The organism is Bradyrhizobium brasilense, from assembly GCF_029714345.1.
GTDB classification, from domain to species: Bacteria; Pseudomonadota; Alphaproteobacteria; order Rhizobiales; family Xanthobacteraceae; genus Bradyrhizobium; species Bradyrhizobium australafricanum.
This window is the reverse complement of sequence record NZ_CP121669.1, coordinates 7,197,206-7,215,880: the sequence shown is the minus strand read 5'-3', so window position 1 is coordinate 7,215,880 and position 18,675 is coordinate 7,197,206. Positions and strand designations below refer to the sequence as shown.

At 59.4% G+C, this 18,675-nt stretch carries 12 protein-coding genes and 8 pseudogenes; 16 read left to right on the top strand and 4 right to left on the bottom strand.

The window, feature by feature from the left end; all coding sequences use genetic code 11:
* Positions 1–147: 147 nt before the first annotated feature.
* The 14 genes and pseudogenes from QA635_RS33475 to tnpC all read left to right on the top strand — a co-directional run.
* Positions 148–1,593 (top strand): IS4 family transposase, encoded by a 1,446-nt coding sequence (locus QA635_RS33475; RefSeq protein WP_038373858.1) that lies wholly within the window; start codon positions 148–150, stop codon positions 1,591–1,593.
* A 477-nt stretch (positions 1,594–2,070) separates the two neighbouring features.
* On the top strand, positions 2,071–2,547 hold the full coding sequence (locus QA635_RS33470) for an Lrp/AsnC family transcriptional regulator (protein WP_283063969.1): 477 nt from the start codon (positions 2,071–2,073) through the stop codon (positions 2,545–2,547).
* A 1,807-nt stretch (positions 2,548–4,354) separates the two neighbouring features.
* The gene (locus QA635_RS33465) at positions 4,355–5,164 is read left to right on the top strand and encodes a Crp/Fnr family transcriptional regulator (RefSeq protein ID WP_283063967.1); all 810 of its coding nucleotides are present in this window, start codon (positions 4,355–4,357) and stop codon (positions 5,162–5,164) included.
* 708 nt (positions 5,165–5,872) lie between these two features.
* A pseudogene (locus QA635_RS33460) lies at positions 5,873–6,878 on the top strand (DDE-type integrase/transposase/recombinase).
* A gap of 71 nt (positions 6,879–6,949) precedes the next feature.
* A pseudogene (locus QA635_RS41880) lies at positions 6,950–7,092 on the top strand (IS5/IS1182 family transposase); the annotation flags it as partial.
* Between the two features lie 258 nt (positions 7,093–7,350).
* A pseudogene (locus QA635_RS33450) lies at positions 7,351–8,109 on the top strand (transposase); the annotation flags it as partial.
* Positions 8,110–8,197: 88 nt separating this feature from the next.
* A complete protein-coding gene (tnpA, locus tag QA635_RS33445) occupies positions 8,198–8,593 on the top strand; it encodes an IS66-like element accessory protein TnpA (protein ID WP_283063965.1) in 396 nt (131 codons plus the stop codon).
* Positions 8,590–8,808 carry an IS66 family insertion sequence element accessory protein TnpB gene (gene tnpB / locus QA635_RS33440; RefSeq protein ID WP_139481539.1) on the top strand — a complete coding sequence of 73 codons (219 nt, stop codon included), beginning with the start codon at positions 8,590–8,592 and terminating at the stop codon, positions 8,806–8,808. Before tnpA ends, tnpB (QA635_RS33440) begins: the two co-directional genes overlap by 4 nt.
* A 510-nt stretch (positions 8,809–9,318) precedes the next feature.
* Positions 9,319–10,596, top strand: a complete 1,278-nt coding sequence (ltrA, locus tag QA635_RS33435; RefSeq protein WP_283063957.1) for a group II intron reverse transcriptase/maturase — start codon at positions 9,319–9,321, stop codon at positions 10,594–10,596.
* A 33-nt stretch (positions 10,597–10,629) separates the two neighbouring features.
* Positions 10,630–10,824, top strand: a complete 195-nt coding sequence (tnpB, locus tag QA635_RS33430) for an IS66 family insertion sequence element accessory protein TnpB (RefSeq protein WP_139486060.1) — start codon at positions 10,630–10,632, stop codon at positions 10,822–10,824.
* Positions 10,825–10,894: 70 nt separating this feature from the next.
* Positions 10,895–11,671: pseudogene (locus QA635_RS33425) on the top strand (IS66 family transposase); the annotation flags it as partial.
* Positions 11,672–11,872: 201 nt separating this feature from the next.
* Entirely contained in the window at positions 11,873–12,007 is a 135-nt protein-coding gene (locus QA635_RS33420; RefSeq protein WP_276325893.1) for a hypothetical protein, read from the top strand.
* A gap of 214 nt (positions 12,008–12,221) precedes the next feature.
* On the top strand, positions 12,222–13,475 hold the full coding sequence (gene ltrA / locus QA635_RS33415) for a group II intron reverse transcriptase/maturase (RefSeq protein WP_193375472.1): 1,254 nt from the start codon (positions 12,222–12,224) through the stop codon (positions 13,473–13,475).
* A gap of 19 nt (positions 13,476–13,494) precedes the next feature.
* Positions 13,495–14,229: pseudogene (tnpC, locus tag QA635_RS33410) on the top strand (IS66 family transposase); the annotation flags it as partial.
* Between the two features lie 142 nt (positions 14,230–14,371).
* Here the strand turns inward: tnpC and QA635_RS33405 are convergent.
* From QA635_RS33405 to QA635_RS33390, 4 genes and pseudogenes are all read right to left on the bottom strand, one after another.
* The gene (locus tag QA635_RS33405) at positions 14,372–15,373 is read right to left on the bottom strand and encodes a tyrosine-type recombinase/integrase (RefSeq protein ID WP_283063947.1); all 1,002 of its coding nucleotides are present in this window, start codon (positions 15,371–15,373) and stop codon (positions 14,372–14,374) included.
* A complete protein-coding gene (locus tag QA635_RS33400) occupies positions 15,370–16,296 on the bottom strand; it encodes a tyrosine-type recombinase/integrase (RefSeq protein WP_283063944.1) in 927 nt (308 codons plus the stop codon). The genes QA635_RS33405 and QA635_RS33400 overlap by 4 nt, the downstream gene beginning before the upstream one ends.
* Positions 16,293–16,775, bottom strand: a complete 483-nt coding sequence (locus QA635_RS33395) for a tyrosine-type recombinase/integrase (RefSeq protein WP_283063941.1) — start codon at positions 16,773–16,775, stop codon at positions 16,293–16,295. Before QA635_RS33395 ends, QA635_RS33400 begins: the two co-directional genes overlap by 4 nt.
* A gap of 211 nt (positions 16,776–16,986) precedes the next feature.
* A pseudogene (locus QA635_RS33390) lies at positions 16,987–17,532 on the bottom strand (integrase); the annotation flags it as partial.
* A gap of 123 nt (positions 17,533–17,655) precedes the next feature.
* On the opposite strand from QA635_RS33390, the pseudogene QA635_RS33385 reads away from it, so the two are divergent.
* Positions 17,656–17,778, top strand: a pseudogene (locus QA635_RS33385) (transposase domain-containing protein); the annotation flags it as partial.
* An 83-nt stretch (positions 17,779–17,861) separates the two neighbouring features.
* Positions 17,862–18,395 (top strand): annotated as a pseudogene (locus QA635_RS33380) (transposase family protein); the annotation flags it as partial.
* Positions 18,396–18,675: the final 280 nt, after the last annotated feature.

Sequence of the window (18,675 nt, the reverse complement as noted above, 5' to 3'; positions counted from 1 at the left end):
GATTACCCCTAGGACCTGCAGCGCTCGCGTCCATCAAACAAGGCGGCCCTCAACGGCTTTCAATTACCCACATCTCGCGCGTAGGATTTGCACCGGTTGAATCTTCTGTGATTCTGTTTGTGACGCCGATTCGCGGAGGCGTCACAGATGAGCAGAGACACGGGAGCTGGTGCTGCAGGCTGGCATGACGACGAAGTCGTTGCGGCAGGGCTGCCGGACAAGCGATTGGCGCGCCGATTTGGCCGCCTGCTTGATCAGATGTCGGCGGCACCCGGCCAACCGGTCCCGGCCGCGTGCGGCGACTGGGCGGCGACGAAGGCCGCCTATCGCTTCTTCGACAATCCGCGCGTGACCGAGCATGGGATGCTGGCCGGCCATTTTGCCGCGACCGCCAGGCGCTGCGCGGCGAACGACGGACCAATCCTCATTTTGCAGGATACAACCGAGTTCATCTACAGCCGTGCGCAGCCGGGTAAGATCGGCTTCACCAAGACCATCAACGCCGGACGCTATAAGGCGGGTCAGCCGAACGTGGTGACCTTGTGTGGGGTGCTGATGCATTCGAGCTTGGCTGTAACCCTCGGCGGCACGCCGCTCGGGCTGACGGCAGCGAAGTTCTGGACACGCACGAAGTTCAAGGGGACCTGGACGCTCAAGCGGCACGTGAACCCCACGCGCGTGCCGATCGAGACGAAGGAAAGCTATCGCTGGCTGGAGAACCTGCGCCAGTCGATGGCGCTCGTGGGCACGCCGGAGCGCTGCGTGCATGTGGCCGACCGCGAGAGCGATATCTACGAGCTTTTTTGCTTGGCGCAGGATCTCGGCACGCGCTTTCTGGTGCGAGTGCAGACCAATCGCTTGGCCGCCGCGCCCGCCGGCGCGGAGCCACGGGATAGAGCTCATCGGGTCTTCACCCAGCTCTCGGCGGCGCCTTGGGCGGGACGCCATTACGTCGCGATCGGACAGGATGAGACGGCGTGCGTGCACGTGAAGTTCGCCACCATCCAAACCTTGCCGCCCGTCGGCAAGCAGAAGCGATACAGTCCTCAGCTTCTCACCTACATCCAAGCCCTTGAGATCGACCCGCCGGCGGGCCGTCCGCCGATCGACTGGAAGCTGGTGACCAATCTGCCGGTCGGAGATTTCGCCATCGCCATCGAGAAGCTCGAATGGTACGCCTTGCGCTGGAAAGCAGAGGTGTTTCATAAGGTAATGAAGTCTGGCTGCCGCGCCGAAGAGGCGAGGCTTGAGACCGCCGAGCGGCTGGCCAAGTTCCTCGCCCTCATCGCGATGGTCAGCTGGCGTATCTTCTTCCTCACCATGTCCGCACGAGCAAAGCCCGAGGTTGCGCCGGAGACAGTTCTCACCACAACCGAAATTGCGACGCTTGATGCCATCGACGCGGCGCGGGCCAAGCCGCGCATCTTGCGCAAGACCCTCGCCACCTATTTGCTCCAGATCGCCATGCTCGGCGGCTACCTCGCTCGCAACCACGATCCGCCGCCAGGAAACATGGTTGTCTGGCGAGGACTAACACGCCTCCATGACATCGTCTTCGGCCTCTCAATCAGAACTCGTCGACAATGTGGGTAATTGAAAGCCTCAACGGAGGGATACACAAATGCGAGCATATTGCTGAGAGTATATTCGCCACTAGGCTGCCAACGCTCCCGATCACTTAGCTGCAGCGCCGCTGACAACTATCCCCTTTGGGATGGCGCCGGCGTAACCCGTGCTTCATGCACAATCCTACCAGTCGAAGCGACAACAGGTGGCGATCAGCCGCGCTTGGCATGCGCGCGTGTGCACCTTTGTGTTGGGTCTCCTCACGAAGCGGCCAACAACCCGCTTGCGCCCTCATTCTGCGAGGGGGCGACAAGGTCGTGTCGAAGCGGACTTATAGCTCGAAGGGCTCAATTTGAGGTCCCACGCGATCATCTGTTGAAAGTGCCTGTAAACTCAGGATACTACTGCGGCAAACATAGTTCGCTTCGCACTTTCCCGCCGCGCGGACGACCCTGCATCTCGCAGGACTCTTGGGACAAAATTTACCTAAAGGTTCGAGCCGTTATGCAATATGATCGAATAGACGCCCGTATCCTCGAGATCATTCAAAAGAACAACCGTCTAACGTCCTCGGTGATCGGCGAAATGGTAGGGCTTTCTGCTACGGCTTGTCAGCGTCGACTGAAGAGGCTCCGTTCGGAAGGCATCATCGAAGCTGATGTCTCGATCATTTCGGCGAAGGCGGTAGGAAGGCCTATTCAGATGCTCGTGCTCGTGTCTCTGGAGCGGGAGCGTTCAGATATAGTTGATAGGTTCAAGAAGGCCATCAAATCCTCAGTTGAAGTCGTGAATGGGTTTTACGTTACGGGCGAGGCTGACTTTTTCTTATACATTACCGCGCGAACCATGGACGATTATGAGCGGTTCGCCCGGCATTTCTTCCGTGAGAATCCGGACATCAAGGGGTTCAAGACGATGGTAGTCATGGATCGTATAAAGCCTGGCTTCGTCGTTCCAATTGCGGTTCCGTCCGACGACTAATTCGGCTGTCTTGCCTCGCGCTTCTGTGTGTCTACGCGTTTTTTTGTCGTTTTGTCTTATAGAATGCAGGAAACTCGCAGGCTCTTCTGTTCTATGATGCTGTACAAACTAGGCATTCGAGGTTGACGGCCGCGTTGGATGACGCGAGGTGACAACGCGCAAAGTATGACTAGACGTTGCGTCGCGTCCTATCTCATAGGCCGTGATCCGCTTGCGGTCAAAATCGAATATTGCGCCGCAAAGAAGAACGCGCGCGCCTTTCGCTAAGAGATGGAGAACGTGTAGGTGTCACGTCTGCGCAATGATGCCGTGGTTAGTCGATTGGGCGCGGCATCGTCGATACCGAACCGTGGACAATTCGCTATCGCTGTCTGAGATGGTTCGACTTTTCTGCCAGCGCAACCGCTCGACGCGATCGGAGCTTGCTGGATCAATGAACTGCTGGGTGAGCGGGTGGCGGGTATCGAAGATGGCAGTTTTAGCGGTGCGGGTTTATTGCCCGCTGTACTTGAACGGCTGTGCGATTTGGCCGAAGATGGGCCAGATCCAAGCCGTGCTTGTCCGCTCTCCAGATCGCAAGCGCGATAAGCTTTCATCGAAGAGTTTGCGCGCTCTCGTCTCGGCATAGTGTTCATCTGCAGATGCGGGGCGGGGACTGGAAGAAGAACTTTCAGCGCACAATTGCTGGAATTTCAACGCGTGCAAGTCCACGAGGTGTCGCTCGCGTAGGAAATGGCATCGCGCAGGCCAGGTGACTGTGCCGGCCCACTCTATTTCGGATATTGCCACAAGCGAATCGAAGACTTGAGCATCGGAGTAATCGCCCCTCGTGCACGAACACAAAAAATCTTGACCATTAAGCGGACGGACGCTGGGGACGCTCGAGGATATGCGCGATGCTGCCGAATTGCCTACAAGGGAACGACCTGCTTTGGCAAGACGCGGATTGCGATGCGTCAGCGCGTAATGCCACCATTGCGATGGCGCGGCGGCGCCGATCATGAGCTAGGGCACGCAGCGCCTGCAGCGGTGGCCGGAGTAGCTCGCAGTTTACCCGATGCTCAACCGGCTGGGCCATTTCCGCAACCGATGCGCTCGCTGTAGGCTTGAGATCGCGGACAAAGATTCGCGCCAGTGTGGCTTCACACTTCATTCAAGACACCAATACGATCGACTTGATGGCATTAGAGTTGTTCACTCTCAACGTCGTTAATCACCTATCGAGCTTCCGTATCTCGCGCGCCGCGCCAAGCAGCGGTCTCGGTACGAGAGTTAATGAACTCCAACAGAGCCAAACTGCCCTTTTTGAATTGGAGCGGAAGATCACACCAGCGGTCGCCAAGCTCATCGGCGTTCGTAGAGCGCTGTTCTTAGCTGCGCGGTGTCCTGCTTACAAGCCATAGGGAGCGGCCGCCCTATCTGTTGCGGCTCGTCAGCGAGACCGCCACGATGGCCGAGTCGGCATTCAAGGCCGGATCAGCGATCTAGGCGTGACTTCTCGAATCCTCAGAGCATGGACGACCTGCGGCTGTGATCAATCCGTCGTTCGTTATCGATGGGACGATAACTGGTTGCAAAGGTCATCCAGCGCGCTCTTCGGAGGCGAGCAGTGCTGATATTCGTCCTTGGGACTCGCATTGCGGGTAGGTTGAATTCCGTTGAAGGAGCGCCTCTTAGCGCAGTATTTGAGCGTCGGTGCGGCGCTCGTTGCGTCAAACAGTATGAAGATTGATGTTACGGTCGTAGACCAGTTCTCGTTACAATCAGCCAGCGGCGGACGCCAAAGCCGCCCGCTAGGAGAGGAACGATGACCGATCACGTGCCTACGGTCCGTGAGGCGCTTGACTGCTGTGGAGACCGGCTCTCAAGCGTGTGCCCACACAGCCGCTTCACGGACCTCTTAATGGTGCGCTCCAAGAAGAATGCAATTCTGGCGAGAATTTCTCTGGAAGACCTCGCTGCACTAAGGGGAAGCCTTGAGCCGGTCGTCCTGAAACAACGTAAGGTTCTGCAAGAGCCGAAAAGACCTGTCGAACACGTCTATTTCATCGAGTCGGGCCTCGTCTCGTTAAGGCTCGTCGCTGCCGGAAGCATGCTTGAAACTGCCGTCATAGGATATCAGGGTGTGGTCGGCCCGTCGTTTTCGTGGGGGTGGCATAGTTCGATCCATCAATCTGTAGTGCTCTTCCCCGGAAGCGCTCACAGGATCCGGATCGAGGATTTGCGTCGCGTGATGAAGGACCGTCCGGGGATCCGAGAGTGTCTCTTTGACTACCTTCAGGCTCTGACATTTCAGTGCGTCCAGACCGGATTGTGTGGAGTTCGACACGATCGTGAGCAACGGCTCGCGAGTTGGCTGTGCCTGGCGAGCGACGCTGTTGACGCTCGCGTGCTGCCAGTTACCCATGACTACCTTTCTTCCGTCCTAGGATTGCGCCGTGCTGGGGTTACTGAGAGCCTCATTCGACTCGAAGAACAAGGCGTAATTCGCAAGATGCGCGGCGTCTTGCAGATCGATCAGCGCGAATCCCTCGAGCAACGGGCATGCTGCTGTTACAAGCTAGTCTCGAGCGCTTATGCCTCGTCTCACTCAGCGTTTGCTTTATGCACCGACTAATCTGAAACTTACGACAATCTCGTCATCTGGTTCCCGACGCTAATCCGACTCATGTGCGCTTGTTCTCGTGCGTTTTGCCAAGCGATACCTACATTGTCCGAGTTTGGGAATCGTGGGTGTTTGTCAGATATTCACATCTCTCCTGCCGCGACCTGACCTTGTCGCGCGGGAATGAGTTTTGGGGCGGGTCGCGCTTTGCGAGCGAGCGTCGCGCCTCAAGTCGGTGCGGCTGAAGATGTTGCGATCTCCGCTAGCTCGGGGCGCAGCGGCGCGCGTCAGGAGTGGGGGCAGCATTGCCGGCGACATGCGGCGTGGCCCAGTCGCGGCTAGTCGAACATGCCCGGATCGTGCCGCTGGCGGCCTCCGCAAAGTCGGTTTCGACCAAGGACAATGCGCAGCGCGCCACACGACGCGGCTGATGGCACACACTGCTCGATCGTTGCGGCATTGTTTGTTCTACACTACCCGTCCGCCGGATGTGCATGGCATTTGACCTGTGACCGCGCCGATCGGACGATCCGCTCTTGGTCGACAAGGTTTCGATCGTTGGCTTTATATATCACGACCGAGCCGAGTCCTGTCCTCAGCCGGCGGAGAAACAATGGGAGAGCATCCAGACTTTTCTGAAGAACATATTGCCGTCGGCTTCCTTGTCGAAAGCTAACTGCAGCGCACTATGGGCTCTAGATTGGTTAGTCCCAGACTTTGATGGTGCATCCTTATCGCAAGATTCGAAGAAGCATTTTACGCGGCTGCGCCACCACGACGGAAGCAGTCCGTCGAGCAATACAGAATATTCAAGCGAGCGTGAGAGCACTCGCAATGCGCTACGGGATCGACCAGAAAGCTGTCGCGAAGTGGAAGCGCGAGACCGTCGCCGATCGTTCGACAGGCCCAAAGAAAGCCAAGTCGATCGTCCTTTCCGTTGAGGAGGAGGCGATCATCGTCGCTTTCCGGCGGCATACGCTGCTGCCGCTCGACAATTGCCTCTATGCTCTGCAGCCGATCACCCGCATCTGACGCGATCGTCCCTGCATCGCTGCCTCCAACGCCGCGGCATTAGCCGATTGCCGAAGGTTGAAGGCGGCAAGCCGTCGAAGAAAGAGTTCAAGGCTCATCCGTTCGGTTGTTTCCATATCGACATCACCGAGCTCCAGACTACTGAAGGCAAGCTCTACCTTTACGTCGCAATCGATCGCACCAGAAAGTTCGCGTTCGTGCAATAACCAGCAAGACGGGGAGGACCTCAGCCTCGGCCTTTCTCGAAGATCTGATCGCGGGTCGCCGACATGATCCACACGGTGCTCACCGACAATGCGGTCCAGTTTGCCCTCGCGCCGCGCTATGCGGACGGCCCGACAGGAAGATACGTGACGCATATGTTCGATATGCGATGCCAGTAAGACGGAATTGAACATCGGCCAACCAAGATCAAGCATCCATGGACCAATGGCCAGGTCGAGCGCATGAACCGCACGATCAAGGAAGCGACTGTCCAACGCTACCATTACGATCGGCACGATCGGCACGATCAGCTCGAAGCTCACCGAACCGACTTCATTGCCGCTTACAAACGACGCCCGGCGGTTGAAGACCCTGAAGGGTCTCGCGCACTACGAATACATCTGCAAATGCGGGATGGGACTCCCTGCCAGAACGACTCAAACTCAATCCGCTCCAGCAAATGCCGGTACTAAACACCTATGCGATGTGAGGTCTAAGGATTCCGTTTTGAACGCAAATCACGTTTCAAGGCTTCTTCTTTAGGAGGCGGCCTTGGGTGTGATGGATCGTTTGGTGTTGAGCGAGCGGCTTGGAAGCGGATGGCACCGCTGATCATAGGCCGGCCAGACCAGAGAGGGCTCGTCCGGACGGGACAACCGGAGTTCGTGGGAGGCGAACTTTGCATCGTGGGCACGGGCTCTCCTTGCGTGACGCCTAGTGGATCGGCGGTCGCTCCATGGCCGGTCGTCCGCTGCATAGCCCAGAGCTGACCGGTCTTCGTGTCCCCCTCGAGTAGTTGCCCGTGAAGAAGCATCTAAGCGGTTGAGCGGGAATCTGTTTTTAGGATCTGATCGCGTTTGAGATTGCAGGAATTTGGCGCTTGAGTGCTGCAAACCTCGCAAATTCGCTTTGTGCATTCCTCTTTGTTGGGAACTGTGCTTCTGTGGTGCACAGGAGGGACGATGCGGCCGGAGAAGCACAAGACGACGGGATCGAACGATCTGTTCCGGCCACCGCTGGACCAGATCATCAACATGAAGCACAGACTTGTTTCCGCTGGCCGGTAAGATCGACTGGGACTGGATCGACGCCGAGACGCCCCGTTCTATAACGAGAACGGCAGGCCGGGGGGCGAGACCGGCTTCGTGATCGGGTTGTTGTGCTCAAGCCCATTTACCGGCTGTCCGGTGAGGGGGGCCAACGCTCGGTCCACCCGTATTTCCAGTTCTTCACCGGCGAAGAGTTTTTCCAGCGCCTTTTTCGCACGAGCGCTCGGATCTGAGCCATTGGGGCTAGCGGCTCGGTGACAAGCCGGCGCGGCTGTTGGCCAAGAGCCGTCGGGTGGCGCGCGAAGCCGGTGCGTTACGCAGCCGACACCACAGTGCTGCCTAAGGCCATCAGATTCCGACGGACGCCAAACTGCTGGACGCAGCGATCCGGGGGGTGAACCGCCTGGCGAGGAAGCACGGGGCAGGCTGCAGCAATCCTATTCTCGCATAGCAAAAAGTGCGGTGATAGTGGCGGGCCGTTACGCTCGTGCCAAGCAGTTCAAGCGGCATCAGCGGCAGCTGCGCCATCCTGCGCAGCCTGCTGGGCCGGATCATCCGCGACATCCGCCGCGAGATCGAGGGCCAGCCGGCACTGGAGCAGGCGTTCGCCCTCCCATTGGGCGAGTCACGCAGATCTGCTCGCACCAGCAGCGCCAGCGCGGCTTCAAGCTTTGTACGCATCCGACGGGCGCCGTCTTGCGTGACGCGAGGTAATTCGCGAAGCGTGTGACCTTAAGTCTAGCTTTAAGGTCATCAGGCGATGCGGGTCGAGGTTTTGGGCGGGCTGGAGCGGCGGCGGCGCTGGTCGCAGGACGACAAGGCGCGGATTGTCGAGGAGACGTTGGTGCCGGGCGCGAAGGTGACTGAGGTTGCGCGCCGCAACGGAGTCGCGGCCAGCCTGGTGTTTACCTGGCGTCGACAAGCACGGACATCAGAGCAAGTTGTACCATCTTTTGCGCCGGTGCAGATCGTCGCTGCGGGGGTGGAGGAAACTCCGAAGCTTTTGCCTGCGGGTGACGGCCGGGTGCGCTCCGTAGCGTCCGCGCGTACTGGATTGATCGAGATTGATCTTGGCAACCGGCGACGCATCCGGGTGGATACGCACGTCGACCCGGAGGCGCTGGCGCGGGTCCTCGAGGTGCTTGAGCGCCGATGATCGCCATACCGGGTAATGTGCGGGTGTGGCTTGCGACCGGCCATACCGATATGCGCCGAGGCTTCCCGAGCCTTGCGCGTCTGGTTCAGGAGAGCTTGAAGCGTGATCCGCACGCTGGTGATCTTTACGTTTTTAGGGGCCGCCGCGGCGACCTGATCAAGATCATTTGGCATGGTGTGCTGCAGAGCATGAAGGAGGTGAATAACCGAATTTGATGCGTACAGCTTTATGAGAGATGGAGGTTGGCCCTCCTGCATCGGCGTTCCAGCCGCAGATGCAAAACCACGACACTGTGGCTTCGCTTAAAAGGCGCGGTCATCAGCAAGTGTTGCAAAAGTCCCGGGTTTACGGGGCAGGTGAGTATCCAGAAGGCGAGCGAAAGCGAATCTTCCGATGACGCGTCGAAAATTATTTAGATGTCGCCAAAATCAGGGGCGCGTGCCATCCCTGAGATCAATCCGTGAGGCGCCTGGATTACTGCGCGGGTGGCGACCGGCGTTTAGGGGACGCGATCTGGATACAGGCTCTTGTAGAGAACTGCAGGAACCAGTCGTTGTGATGCCAAGGGAGAAGTTCAAGCGGCGCACACCGCGAGACGAGAGTACCGAAGCACGACACTGGGGCGGATTGGCTCGTAGTAGTGATGAAGGTGCTGTAATGGGACTGGAGCGAAGGGGCCGAGGCAAGTGGTTCCACCCGCATGCAACTGTGATGAGCAGGAGGACATGATGGGTGTAACCGAACGTAAGCAGTACAATATCGACAAGCAAACAGTGATGAAGGCCTACCGATTGGTCAAAGCCAATGCGGGCTCAGCCGGCGTGGATAAGATATCGTTGGAAGCTTTCGAGAAGAACTTGAAGGGCAACCTTTACAAGGTCTGGAATCGGATGTCTTCTGGCAGCTACTTTCCACCTGCCGTTCGGGCTGTCCCCATTCCCAAGAAGAACGGCGGACAACGCATTCTAGGCGTGCCGACAGTAGCAGATCGCGTGGCGCAGACGGTCGTCAAGCTGCAGATTGAACAAGCACTCGAGGAAATCTTCCTTCCCGATTCCTACGGCTACCGGCCCGGAAAATCCGCGCTGGACGCCGTCGGCGTCACCCGGCAACGGTGTTGGAAGATGGACTGGGTGCTGGAGTTCGACATCAAAGGCCTGTTCGACAATATCAGCCACAAGTTGCTTATGAAGGCCATCAGGAAGCATGTGCAAGACGAATGGGCTCTGCTCTACATCGAACGCTGGCTAATAGCGCCGATGCAAGGCAAAGACGGAGCGATCACCGCTCGCGACCGGGGCACACCCCAAGGCGGCGTGATCAGTCCCGTCCTTGCCAATTTGTTCTTGCATTATGCGTTCGATACATGGATGGCGCGGAACTTCCCGCGGTCACCATGGTGTCGATACGCAGACGACGGGCTCGTTCATTGCCGAACCAAGGCTGAAGCGGAGGCCATCAAGGCGGCGCTGCAAGCAAGGTTTGAGGAATGCGAACTCGAAATGCATCCCGACAAGACCAAGATCGTCTACTGCAAAGACAGCAACCGCCCGGGTAGCCATACCAGTCAGTCGTTTGACTTTCTGGGATTTACCTTTCGACCGCGCAGGGCAAGAAATCATCAGAAGAAAGAAAACTTCTGTACGTTCTCGCCAGCGGCCAGCAGGGCGGCGATGAAGTCTATGCGTATGACGATCCGGCAGCTCCGGCTCAGGCTTCGCTCGCAGACGGAAGTCGACGTAATCGCCTTGGAACTGAATCCCGTCCTTCGTGGATGGATGCAGTACTACGGCAGATATGGGCGGTCAGAAATGCACAACCTGTATCGATACGTCGACGAATCTCTTAACCGCTGGGCGCGACGCAAATACAAAGGGCTGAAGAATGGAAAAGTTAGAGCCTCCACCTGGCTCAGATTGATCCGCCGCCGCAGGCCAAAGCTGTTTGCTCATTGGGCGAGGTTGAGTTCTGCTTCGGTACTTGTTGAGAGCCGTATGACGTGAGAGCGTCACGTACGGTTCGGAGAGCGGCTCCGGGTGCAACTCCCGGGGCCGACTCACCATGGCCAGGGCGCATGTCTGTTCACGAAGCGGTTGGAGCGCGGCCGCTTTTTGTGGCCATCGCTGGCGGACGGCGTTGTGACAATCAGCGTTGCGCAACTATCCTATCTCCTGTCCGGAATTGACTGGCGAATGCCGCAGGCAACCTGGCGTCCGCAGGCTTCCGGTTAAGCTGTGGCTTATTGACTCACGAGGGAGATCGGTCGCGAATTTTAGCGGCGAATATGATTGATTTGCCCTCGTGACAACGCCTTCCGATCCGCTTCCCGCCGACCTTGCCGCTGCGCACGCAATGATCCTTGCGCAGCGCGAACAACTGGTGCTGGCGAAGAGCGAAGTGACCGTCGGTCGACTGGAAATCGAGCGGCTGAAGCTGATGCTGGCCAAGGCGCGGCGAGAACAGTTCGGGCAATCTTCTGAACGCGGCAAGCTGCTGGTCGAGCAGCTCGAACTCGCCATCGAGGATCTTGAAGAGACCCAGGCGGAGCAGGAAACCAAGGCCGAGTTTGCAGTACCGGAAGCCGCCAAACAGCAGCGCGCGCAAAATCCACGGCCGCCGCGACGTCCGTTGCCGGACAATCTGCCCATCGAGCGCGTCGTCGAACCCGCGCCTTGCGTATGCGGCAAGTGCGGCAGCGAGCGGCTGCACAAGCTCGGCGAGGTGGTCTCGAAGACCCTGGAATGTGAGCCGCGGCGCTGGAAGATCATCGAGCGTGTCCGCGAAAAGTTCTCCTGCCGAGATTGCGAGGCGATCACAGAGGCGCCGGCGCCCTCCCATCCGATCCCGCGAGGCTTTGCCGGGCCGAACCTGCTGGCGATGGTGCTGGTTAACAAGTTCCTGCTACATCAGCCGTTGAACCGGCAAAGCAAGACGTATGCCCGTGAAGGGGTCGAGATCGACGTCTCGACCTTGGCGGATCGGGTCGGCGCCTGCGTGGTCGCACTCGATCCCATCATTGAGGCCATCCGGATCCGCGTCATGAGCGCGGAACGCATCCACGCCGACGATAGTGTGCTGCAGAAGCACACAGAAAGGATGATCGAGATGATCTGAAAATCTGTGTGCACAAGCTGTGGCAGCGATGAGGGTAGGCCCCTCGGGATCGACTTTCAGGAGTAGGTCTCAAATCACTTCAAGCGGCTTCGCTTAAGAGGCGCGGTCGTGAGCGTTGAAGCTAACGGTCGGGAATACCCGAACGGATAGGCGTCCGAGAGACGAATGAAAATGAACCCGCCGATGAACCGTCGTAACGTGGAAATCGTCGTCAAAACCAGAGGTGTGTCGTCCCTCTGGGATGAGCCCGCCGGAAGCCTGAAGACCGGGCGGGCGGCGACCGGCGTTGAGGGGGCGTGAATCGGATGCAGGCGCTGCCGCGGAACTGCAGGAACCAGTCGCTCCGATGGAAAGGGAGAAGCACAAGCGGAGAAGACCGCGAGGCGAGATTACCGACGCGGAGCACTGGGACGGACCGATCCGTATTAGCGACGAAGGCCCGTAATGGGGCCGGAGCGAAGGGATCGGATCAGGTGGGCCGGCCATCGTCGCAACTGACAACAGGAGGACGACGGTGAACCAGCCGGGCAAACCGTTCAACATCGACAAGAGAGAGGTGTACGAAGCATATCTGCAGGTGCGATCCAATGGTGGCGCAGCCGGTGTCGACGGAGTGACGATTGAGCAGTTCGAGTCCGACTTGAAGAGCAATCTCTACAAGATTTGGAATCGAATGAGCTCAGGCGCTTACTTCCCGCCGCCTGTTCGCGCCGTCTCCATTCCAAAGAAGAGTGGCGGCCAAAGGATCCTCGGGGTTCCCACTGTGGCAGACCGCGTGGCACAGACGGTTGTCAAACAACTGATTGAGCCGGCTCTCGACGCAATCTTTCTGGCAGATTCTTACGGCTACAGACCCGGTAAATCGGCTCTCGATGCCGTAGGCGTGACGCGACAGCGGTGCTGGAAGTACGATTGGGTTCTGGAGTTCGACATCAAGGGACTGTTCGACAATATCGACCACGAGCTTCTGCTGCGGGCCGTCCGGAAACATGTGACGTGCGCATGGGCGCTGCTCTACATTGAAAGATGGCTGACAGCGCCGATGGTGCAGGAGGATGGAACGGTAATCGAGCGAAGCCGCGGTACCCCACAAGGGGGCGTGGTGAGCCCGATCCTCGCCAACCTCTTCATGCACTATGCATTTGATCTCTGGATGGCACGGATGTTCCCCGATCTCAGGTGGTGTCGGTATGCGGATGACGGGTTGGTACATTGTCGGAATGAGATGGAGGCGCAAAGCGTTCGCGAAGCGCTCCAGGCTCGGCTGGCGAAGTGCCGCCTGGAATTGCATCCTACGAAGACGAGGATCGTCTACTGCAAGGATGATCGACGCCGAGGTAAAAGCGAGACGGTCATGTTTGACTTTCTCGGTTATTGCTTCCGGCCACGATCGGTCCTGGGGCCGCATTCGCAGAAGATGTTCTGTGGGTTCACCCCAGCGGTCAGCAAACCAGCGCTGAACGCCATGCGGGCGACGGTCCGAGGCTTGAAACTTCGCAGGCGAACCGAGGTGACGCTGGACGATATTGCTCGCGAGCTAAACCCGATGGTTAGGGGGTGGATCGCTTATTATGGGCAATACACGCGCTCAGCGCTTTATCCTTTGGCCCGCTACATCAACCAGACGTTAGCTATTTGGCTGAAGCGAAAGTACAAGCGCTTCCATCACCGTTTAGGACGCGCGCGTCTCTTCCTGGAGAAGATCGCGCGTGAGAAGCGCAGGCTCTTTGTGCATTGGCAACTCGGCGATGGCGGCAAGCTTGCCTGATGGGAGCCGGGTGAGGCGAGAGTCTCACGCCCGGTTCTGCGAGAGGCCGGAGGTGAAATCCCTCCGGCCTACTCACCCGACGGTGCCGGTGCTGGCCAAGCTTAAGACGGTTACCGGCCGGATCTGGACCTATGTTCGCGATGACCGGCCGTTTGGTGGCACGGATCCGCCGGCGGCCCTGTTCTACTACTCACGCAATCGGGCTGGAGAACATCCGCAAAGCCATCTTGCCGGCTATGTAGGCCTCATGCAGGCCGATGCCTTTGATGGATATAACCAGCTCTACAAGGCCCAAAGAAGGCCGGCTCCGATCCTTGAAGCGGCCTGTTGGAGCCACGGCCGCAGAAAGTTCTTCGACCTGGCGAAATCTGGAGAGGCGCCGATTGCCAGCGAGGCCGTGCGACGCATCGATATCCTGTTCGAGATCGAGCGCACCATCAACGGCAAAACGCCGGAACAGCGGCTTGCGGTACGTCGTGACCAGTCGAGGCCGATCGTCGCCGATCTCGAAATCTGGATGCGCCAGCAGCGAACCTTGCTCTCTTCAGGCAATGATACTGCAAAGGCGATCAACTACCTGCTCAACCGCTGGGCGGCGTTCACCCGCTTCCTGGACGATGGCCGCGCCTGTCTCTCGAACAATGCTGCCGAACGAGCGTTACGCGGTGTGGCTGTCGGAAGACGAAATTGGACCTTCGCCGGTTCAGATGCTGGCGCCAATCGTGCCGCCGCCGTCTATACCCTGATCGAAACCTGCCTATGCCGCACTCGGCATAGGCAGGTTTATGCCGCCCGCCGAACTATGCCGAACGGATTTGGTATGGCACGCCGTTGTCACGCTGGCACCGTCGATCGCGTGCAGGGCAGCCCCGTTCCATTCGGCATAGTCTGGTCGTTCAGAGCGCCTCGAGGAAGGCGAGTAGGCGGTCGTTCGGCTGGAAGCGGGTTCGCTTGCCGCGCTCGTACGGCTTGAGCTTCGCCAGGGCAGCTTCCTTCAGGGCGAGGTGGGCGTGCAGGTACGTCTGCGTCGTCTCGACCGATTCATGACCGAGCCACAGCGCGATCACGGAGCAGTCGACGCCGGCTTGCAGCAGTTCCATCGCAGCGCTGTGCCTCAGCACGTGCGGTGACACGCTCTTGGCCTTCAAAGACGGGCAACTCTTGTGAGCGACACGAACATGCTTTCCCAGCAGGGACTGGACGCTATCGGCACTGAGCCGGCCCCCGTGCACGTTCGGGAACAACGCTGTTGCTCCTTTCCGCAACGGTTCCTTGAGCCATGCCTGGAGCGCGCACCGAGCGAGTGTGGTCAGCGGAGTGGTCCGTTCCTTCCGCCCTTTACCGACGCATCGTACGTGTGCACCAGACCCGAGGTGGACGGCATCCCGGTCAAGGCCAGTCAGCTCTGAGAGGCGCAAGCCCGTCTGGGCCGCGACCAGCAGCAAGGTGTGATCGCGGCGACCAAGCCACGTCGTTCGATCGGGCGCGGCGAGAACCGCCTCGATCTCGGGGCGCGTCAGGAAGTGCACCTGTCGCTTGTCATGGCGTTTGCTCGGTATGGCGAGCACGCGCTGGATCAGCGCACTGTGTGCCGGTTCCTCGAAGGACACGAACCTGAAGAAGGATCGGATGGCCGTCAGACGCAGGTTACGCGTCTTCGCGCTGGCGCCGCGCTTTACCTCGAGATCGGTGAGGAACGCGCCGATGAACGTTGCATCCAGATCGGCGAGCGTCAGGGCCGATGGGGACTTCCGCAGCCGCACCTGTGCGAACATGAACAGCAGCCGGAACGTGTCCCTGTAGGAGGCGATCGTGTTGGCGCTAACATTGCGCTGGCGCATGAGGCGCTCGGTGAAGAAGCGCTCGATCAACGTGGCGACATTGCAGGCGGGCTTCATGGCGTCACCTCCCATCGCCGATCGAGACGCCGCGCCGCTTCTTCCATCAACTCGGGGCAGGCCGAGAGATACCAGTAAGTATCGCGCACGCAGGCGTGGCCGAGGTAAGTGGAGAAAACTGGGAGTTGCTGCTCGACGTCCTTGCCTTCACGATACCAGTCGAGCAGCGTCCGGATGGCGAAGCGATGACGGAAGTCGTGCACGCGTGGGCCGGTACGATCACCTGGGCGCCGCAGCCCGATCTCTCTGGACAATCGCCAGAAGACGCGATGAACGTACTGGTGCAGCAATCGGCCTCCCTGTTCGGCAACGAAGAAGGTCGAGCCGCAGCGTGATCCGAGCAGCGCATCGCGCCGGTGGGCGTAGTCGCGCAGCGCGGTTCTCGTCGTCGGATGCAATGGCACGAGCCGCGACTTGGCGAACTTGGTCAGCCGGACCGTCAGCACGCCGGCGTCGAGGTCGACGTCATCACGCTCCAGGCCCATCGCCTCGGATATACGCATGCCTGTCACCGCGATCAGCCCGAACAAGGTATGGTAGGTCCATCGGCGCAACCCGTCCGCTGGCGGCAGAGCCAGCGCTGCCGTCAGCAACGCATCGATCTCCGCGTCGCTGTAGACATAGGGCTTGGCGCGCTTCCATCCGGGCAGCATGCCGACGGGCGACACCTCCGTTCTCGGATCGAAGTTGGCGACATGGCGCGCGAACCCGCGCACGTCGCTCAATCGCAGCGCCCAGGATGCATGACGATCGGGCGGCAGCGTTGCCCATTCCATTGCCAGCTTCGTCGTGATGATCCTGGCTTTGCGCTTCTCCATGAAGGCGACGAAGTCGGCGAGCCGACGGGTCTGGTGCTCATACTTGTATCCCAACCCCTTGCTCATGCTCAGGTACTTATCGAGTGCGGAGCGCAGATCGGTCATTGCACGCCTCCCGGCCAGGGCAGGCTCAATGTTCTCAGCGCATCGATGTCGACCTTCGCGTAAATCCGGGTGGTGTCGTGGTTCTCGTGCCGCAGCAACTGTCCGATCTCCGACAAGGTCGCCCCAGATCGGAGAAGCTCTGTAGCGAGACTATGTCGGAAGATATGGGCGCCGCGGTGGGCGCAACCTTCGATTCCAACGCGATCGAGAGCGGCCTTGGCGATCATGCTGATCGCGCATCCGGAAGCAAAGCCGACGTGTGGCGCGAGTGTGCGGACGAACAGCCGTCGGCACGACGACTTTGGGCGGCCATTGCGCAGATATGCAACGATAGCCGCGCCAATGTCTGGCGGTATCGGCATTCGTGCACGCTGTCGGCCCTTGGCGCGAACGAGTATCTCGCTGGCGCGCCAGTCGATATCGTCGAGGGTGAGCGTCGCAACCTCGTCGGCCCGCAGGCCGAGCTTGGCCAGCAACAACAGAATGGCGCTCGCGCCGTCCCATCACCGTCTCTCGGTCGCAACCGTCGAGAGCCTTCCGCACCTGAGCGGCAGGCAGATAGGTCGGTAGAGTTGCGAGCTTCCATCGGCGCATCGATGGAACGCAATCCGCCAACGAGCGCGAGTTCAGCCCCCGATGGTGGAGGTAACGGAGAAAGGCACGCAACGACCAGCACATCGCCTTGCCTGTTCCCGGGCTCCAATCCTGGGCGTGGCGCTCAACGTAGCGGATCACGTCCTCTTGGCTGATCTTGCACAGGGCGCCGGCGCCGCCGGAGCACACCTCGTGCAGGAACCTGCGGATGACTGGGAGATGGCGGACGACGGACCTCGGGGCCAAGCCGCGCTCTGATTGCAGGTAGGCATCGAACTCCTTGAAGATCCGTTCGTGCGGGGTGAGAGGCGGTAGCACCAACGGCGCGATCGCGCCTTCCTCGCGCAGCACCGACAGCCATCGCTTGAGCGCAGCTCGGTCACCGGGTTGGATAGACTGCCTCCCGCCTCGATGTCGGAGGTACCGCTCAACGACCTGCTCATCGAGATCGATCAGCTTGTAGCGACGGCCCGCGATCCAACTCAGGAGCCCGCCAACCACGTTGAGGCAACGCCACGTGCCGTGCCGAACGAGCCTCTCTTCGACGAGACGAACGGCGTAGCGCTCGACGAACTGTCCGTGCGGCCCGCTTCTGAGACGCCGGTACAGCCGGCTTCTGCCCAAGTACTCTTCAACTTCCATCTTCCTGTTCTCCGCTGTTGAAAGCGGAGGCACAGAACGAACTATGCCGAACCGACCAAACGCCGGTCAGCGAGAAATCTGGGGAAAACGACCCGACTCGGCATAGTTCGGCGGGCGGCATAAACCTGCAAGATGAACGACGTTGATCCACAAGCCTGGCTCGCTGACATGTTGGCCAGGCTTCCAGATCACCCCGTCAACCGAGTTGTCGACCTGCTTCCGTGGAATTGGAAGGCGACCCATTAGTCCAAAGCGACTGCTGCCTGAGCGCCGCGGCAGACCGGCGCACATGCCCGGGGTGCTGGTCGGATGCGTACCAAGCTTTCTTCCTCCATGCCCCGGAGGTGGAGTGCATAGGCAAGGCAAGGCGCGCTGCGTTTTTGCGAGTTCGGGGTGAAGGGCTCCATCGCACCAACAATCGCTGGGCTCCCGGTGGCCTGTTCGTGCTGCAGGCTAAGTCGCTGCCCGACAATGCTTACGACGGTCATACATTCGGGACGTTGTTGACCGCACCGAGACACTCACTGGCTGTGCGATCGACCGCGCTTATGTCGACAAGGGCTATGCGGCCGCGACGCGCAGAATCCCCGCCGCGTCTTCATCTCGGGCCAGAAGCGCGGCGTCTTCAGTGCCATCAAGCGCGAGGTGCGCCGCCGTTCTCCCATTGAGCCCATCATCGGACACCTCAAATCCGAAGGGCACCTTGGCAGGTGTTGCCTCCAAGATCGCGCCGGGCGATGCCGCCAACGTTGTCCTTCCCAGCCGTCGGCCACAACTTCCGCCGCATCCTCGCCTGGTTCAGAAAACTTTTGCGCCTATTGCTGGTCTTGCTCTGGCGTGCGCACTCGAAACTGCTGAGCTAAGTTCGATCCGGCTTCTTAACGGTCAACCAAGTACCCGCTCGACAAACCTTATGTCGAGCGCCATCTCGTGTAATGCTGCCTCAGCAAGCTAAATCAGATCCGTCGCGTTGCAACTGCTTCGAAAAGACCGTCCGAATTATCGAGCCGTCGTTAATCTCAATGCCATTGTCCTATGAATGCGATGAGTGTCCACATCGCCCTAAAGCCCCCCTGTCGGCCGCATAGGCAAGTAGATGTATCTCGTATCTCGGAGCGCAGTACTGGTTGCAATTAGCCGCTT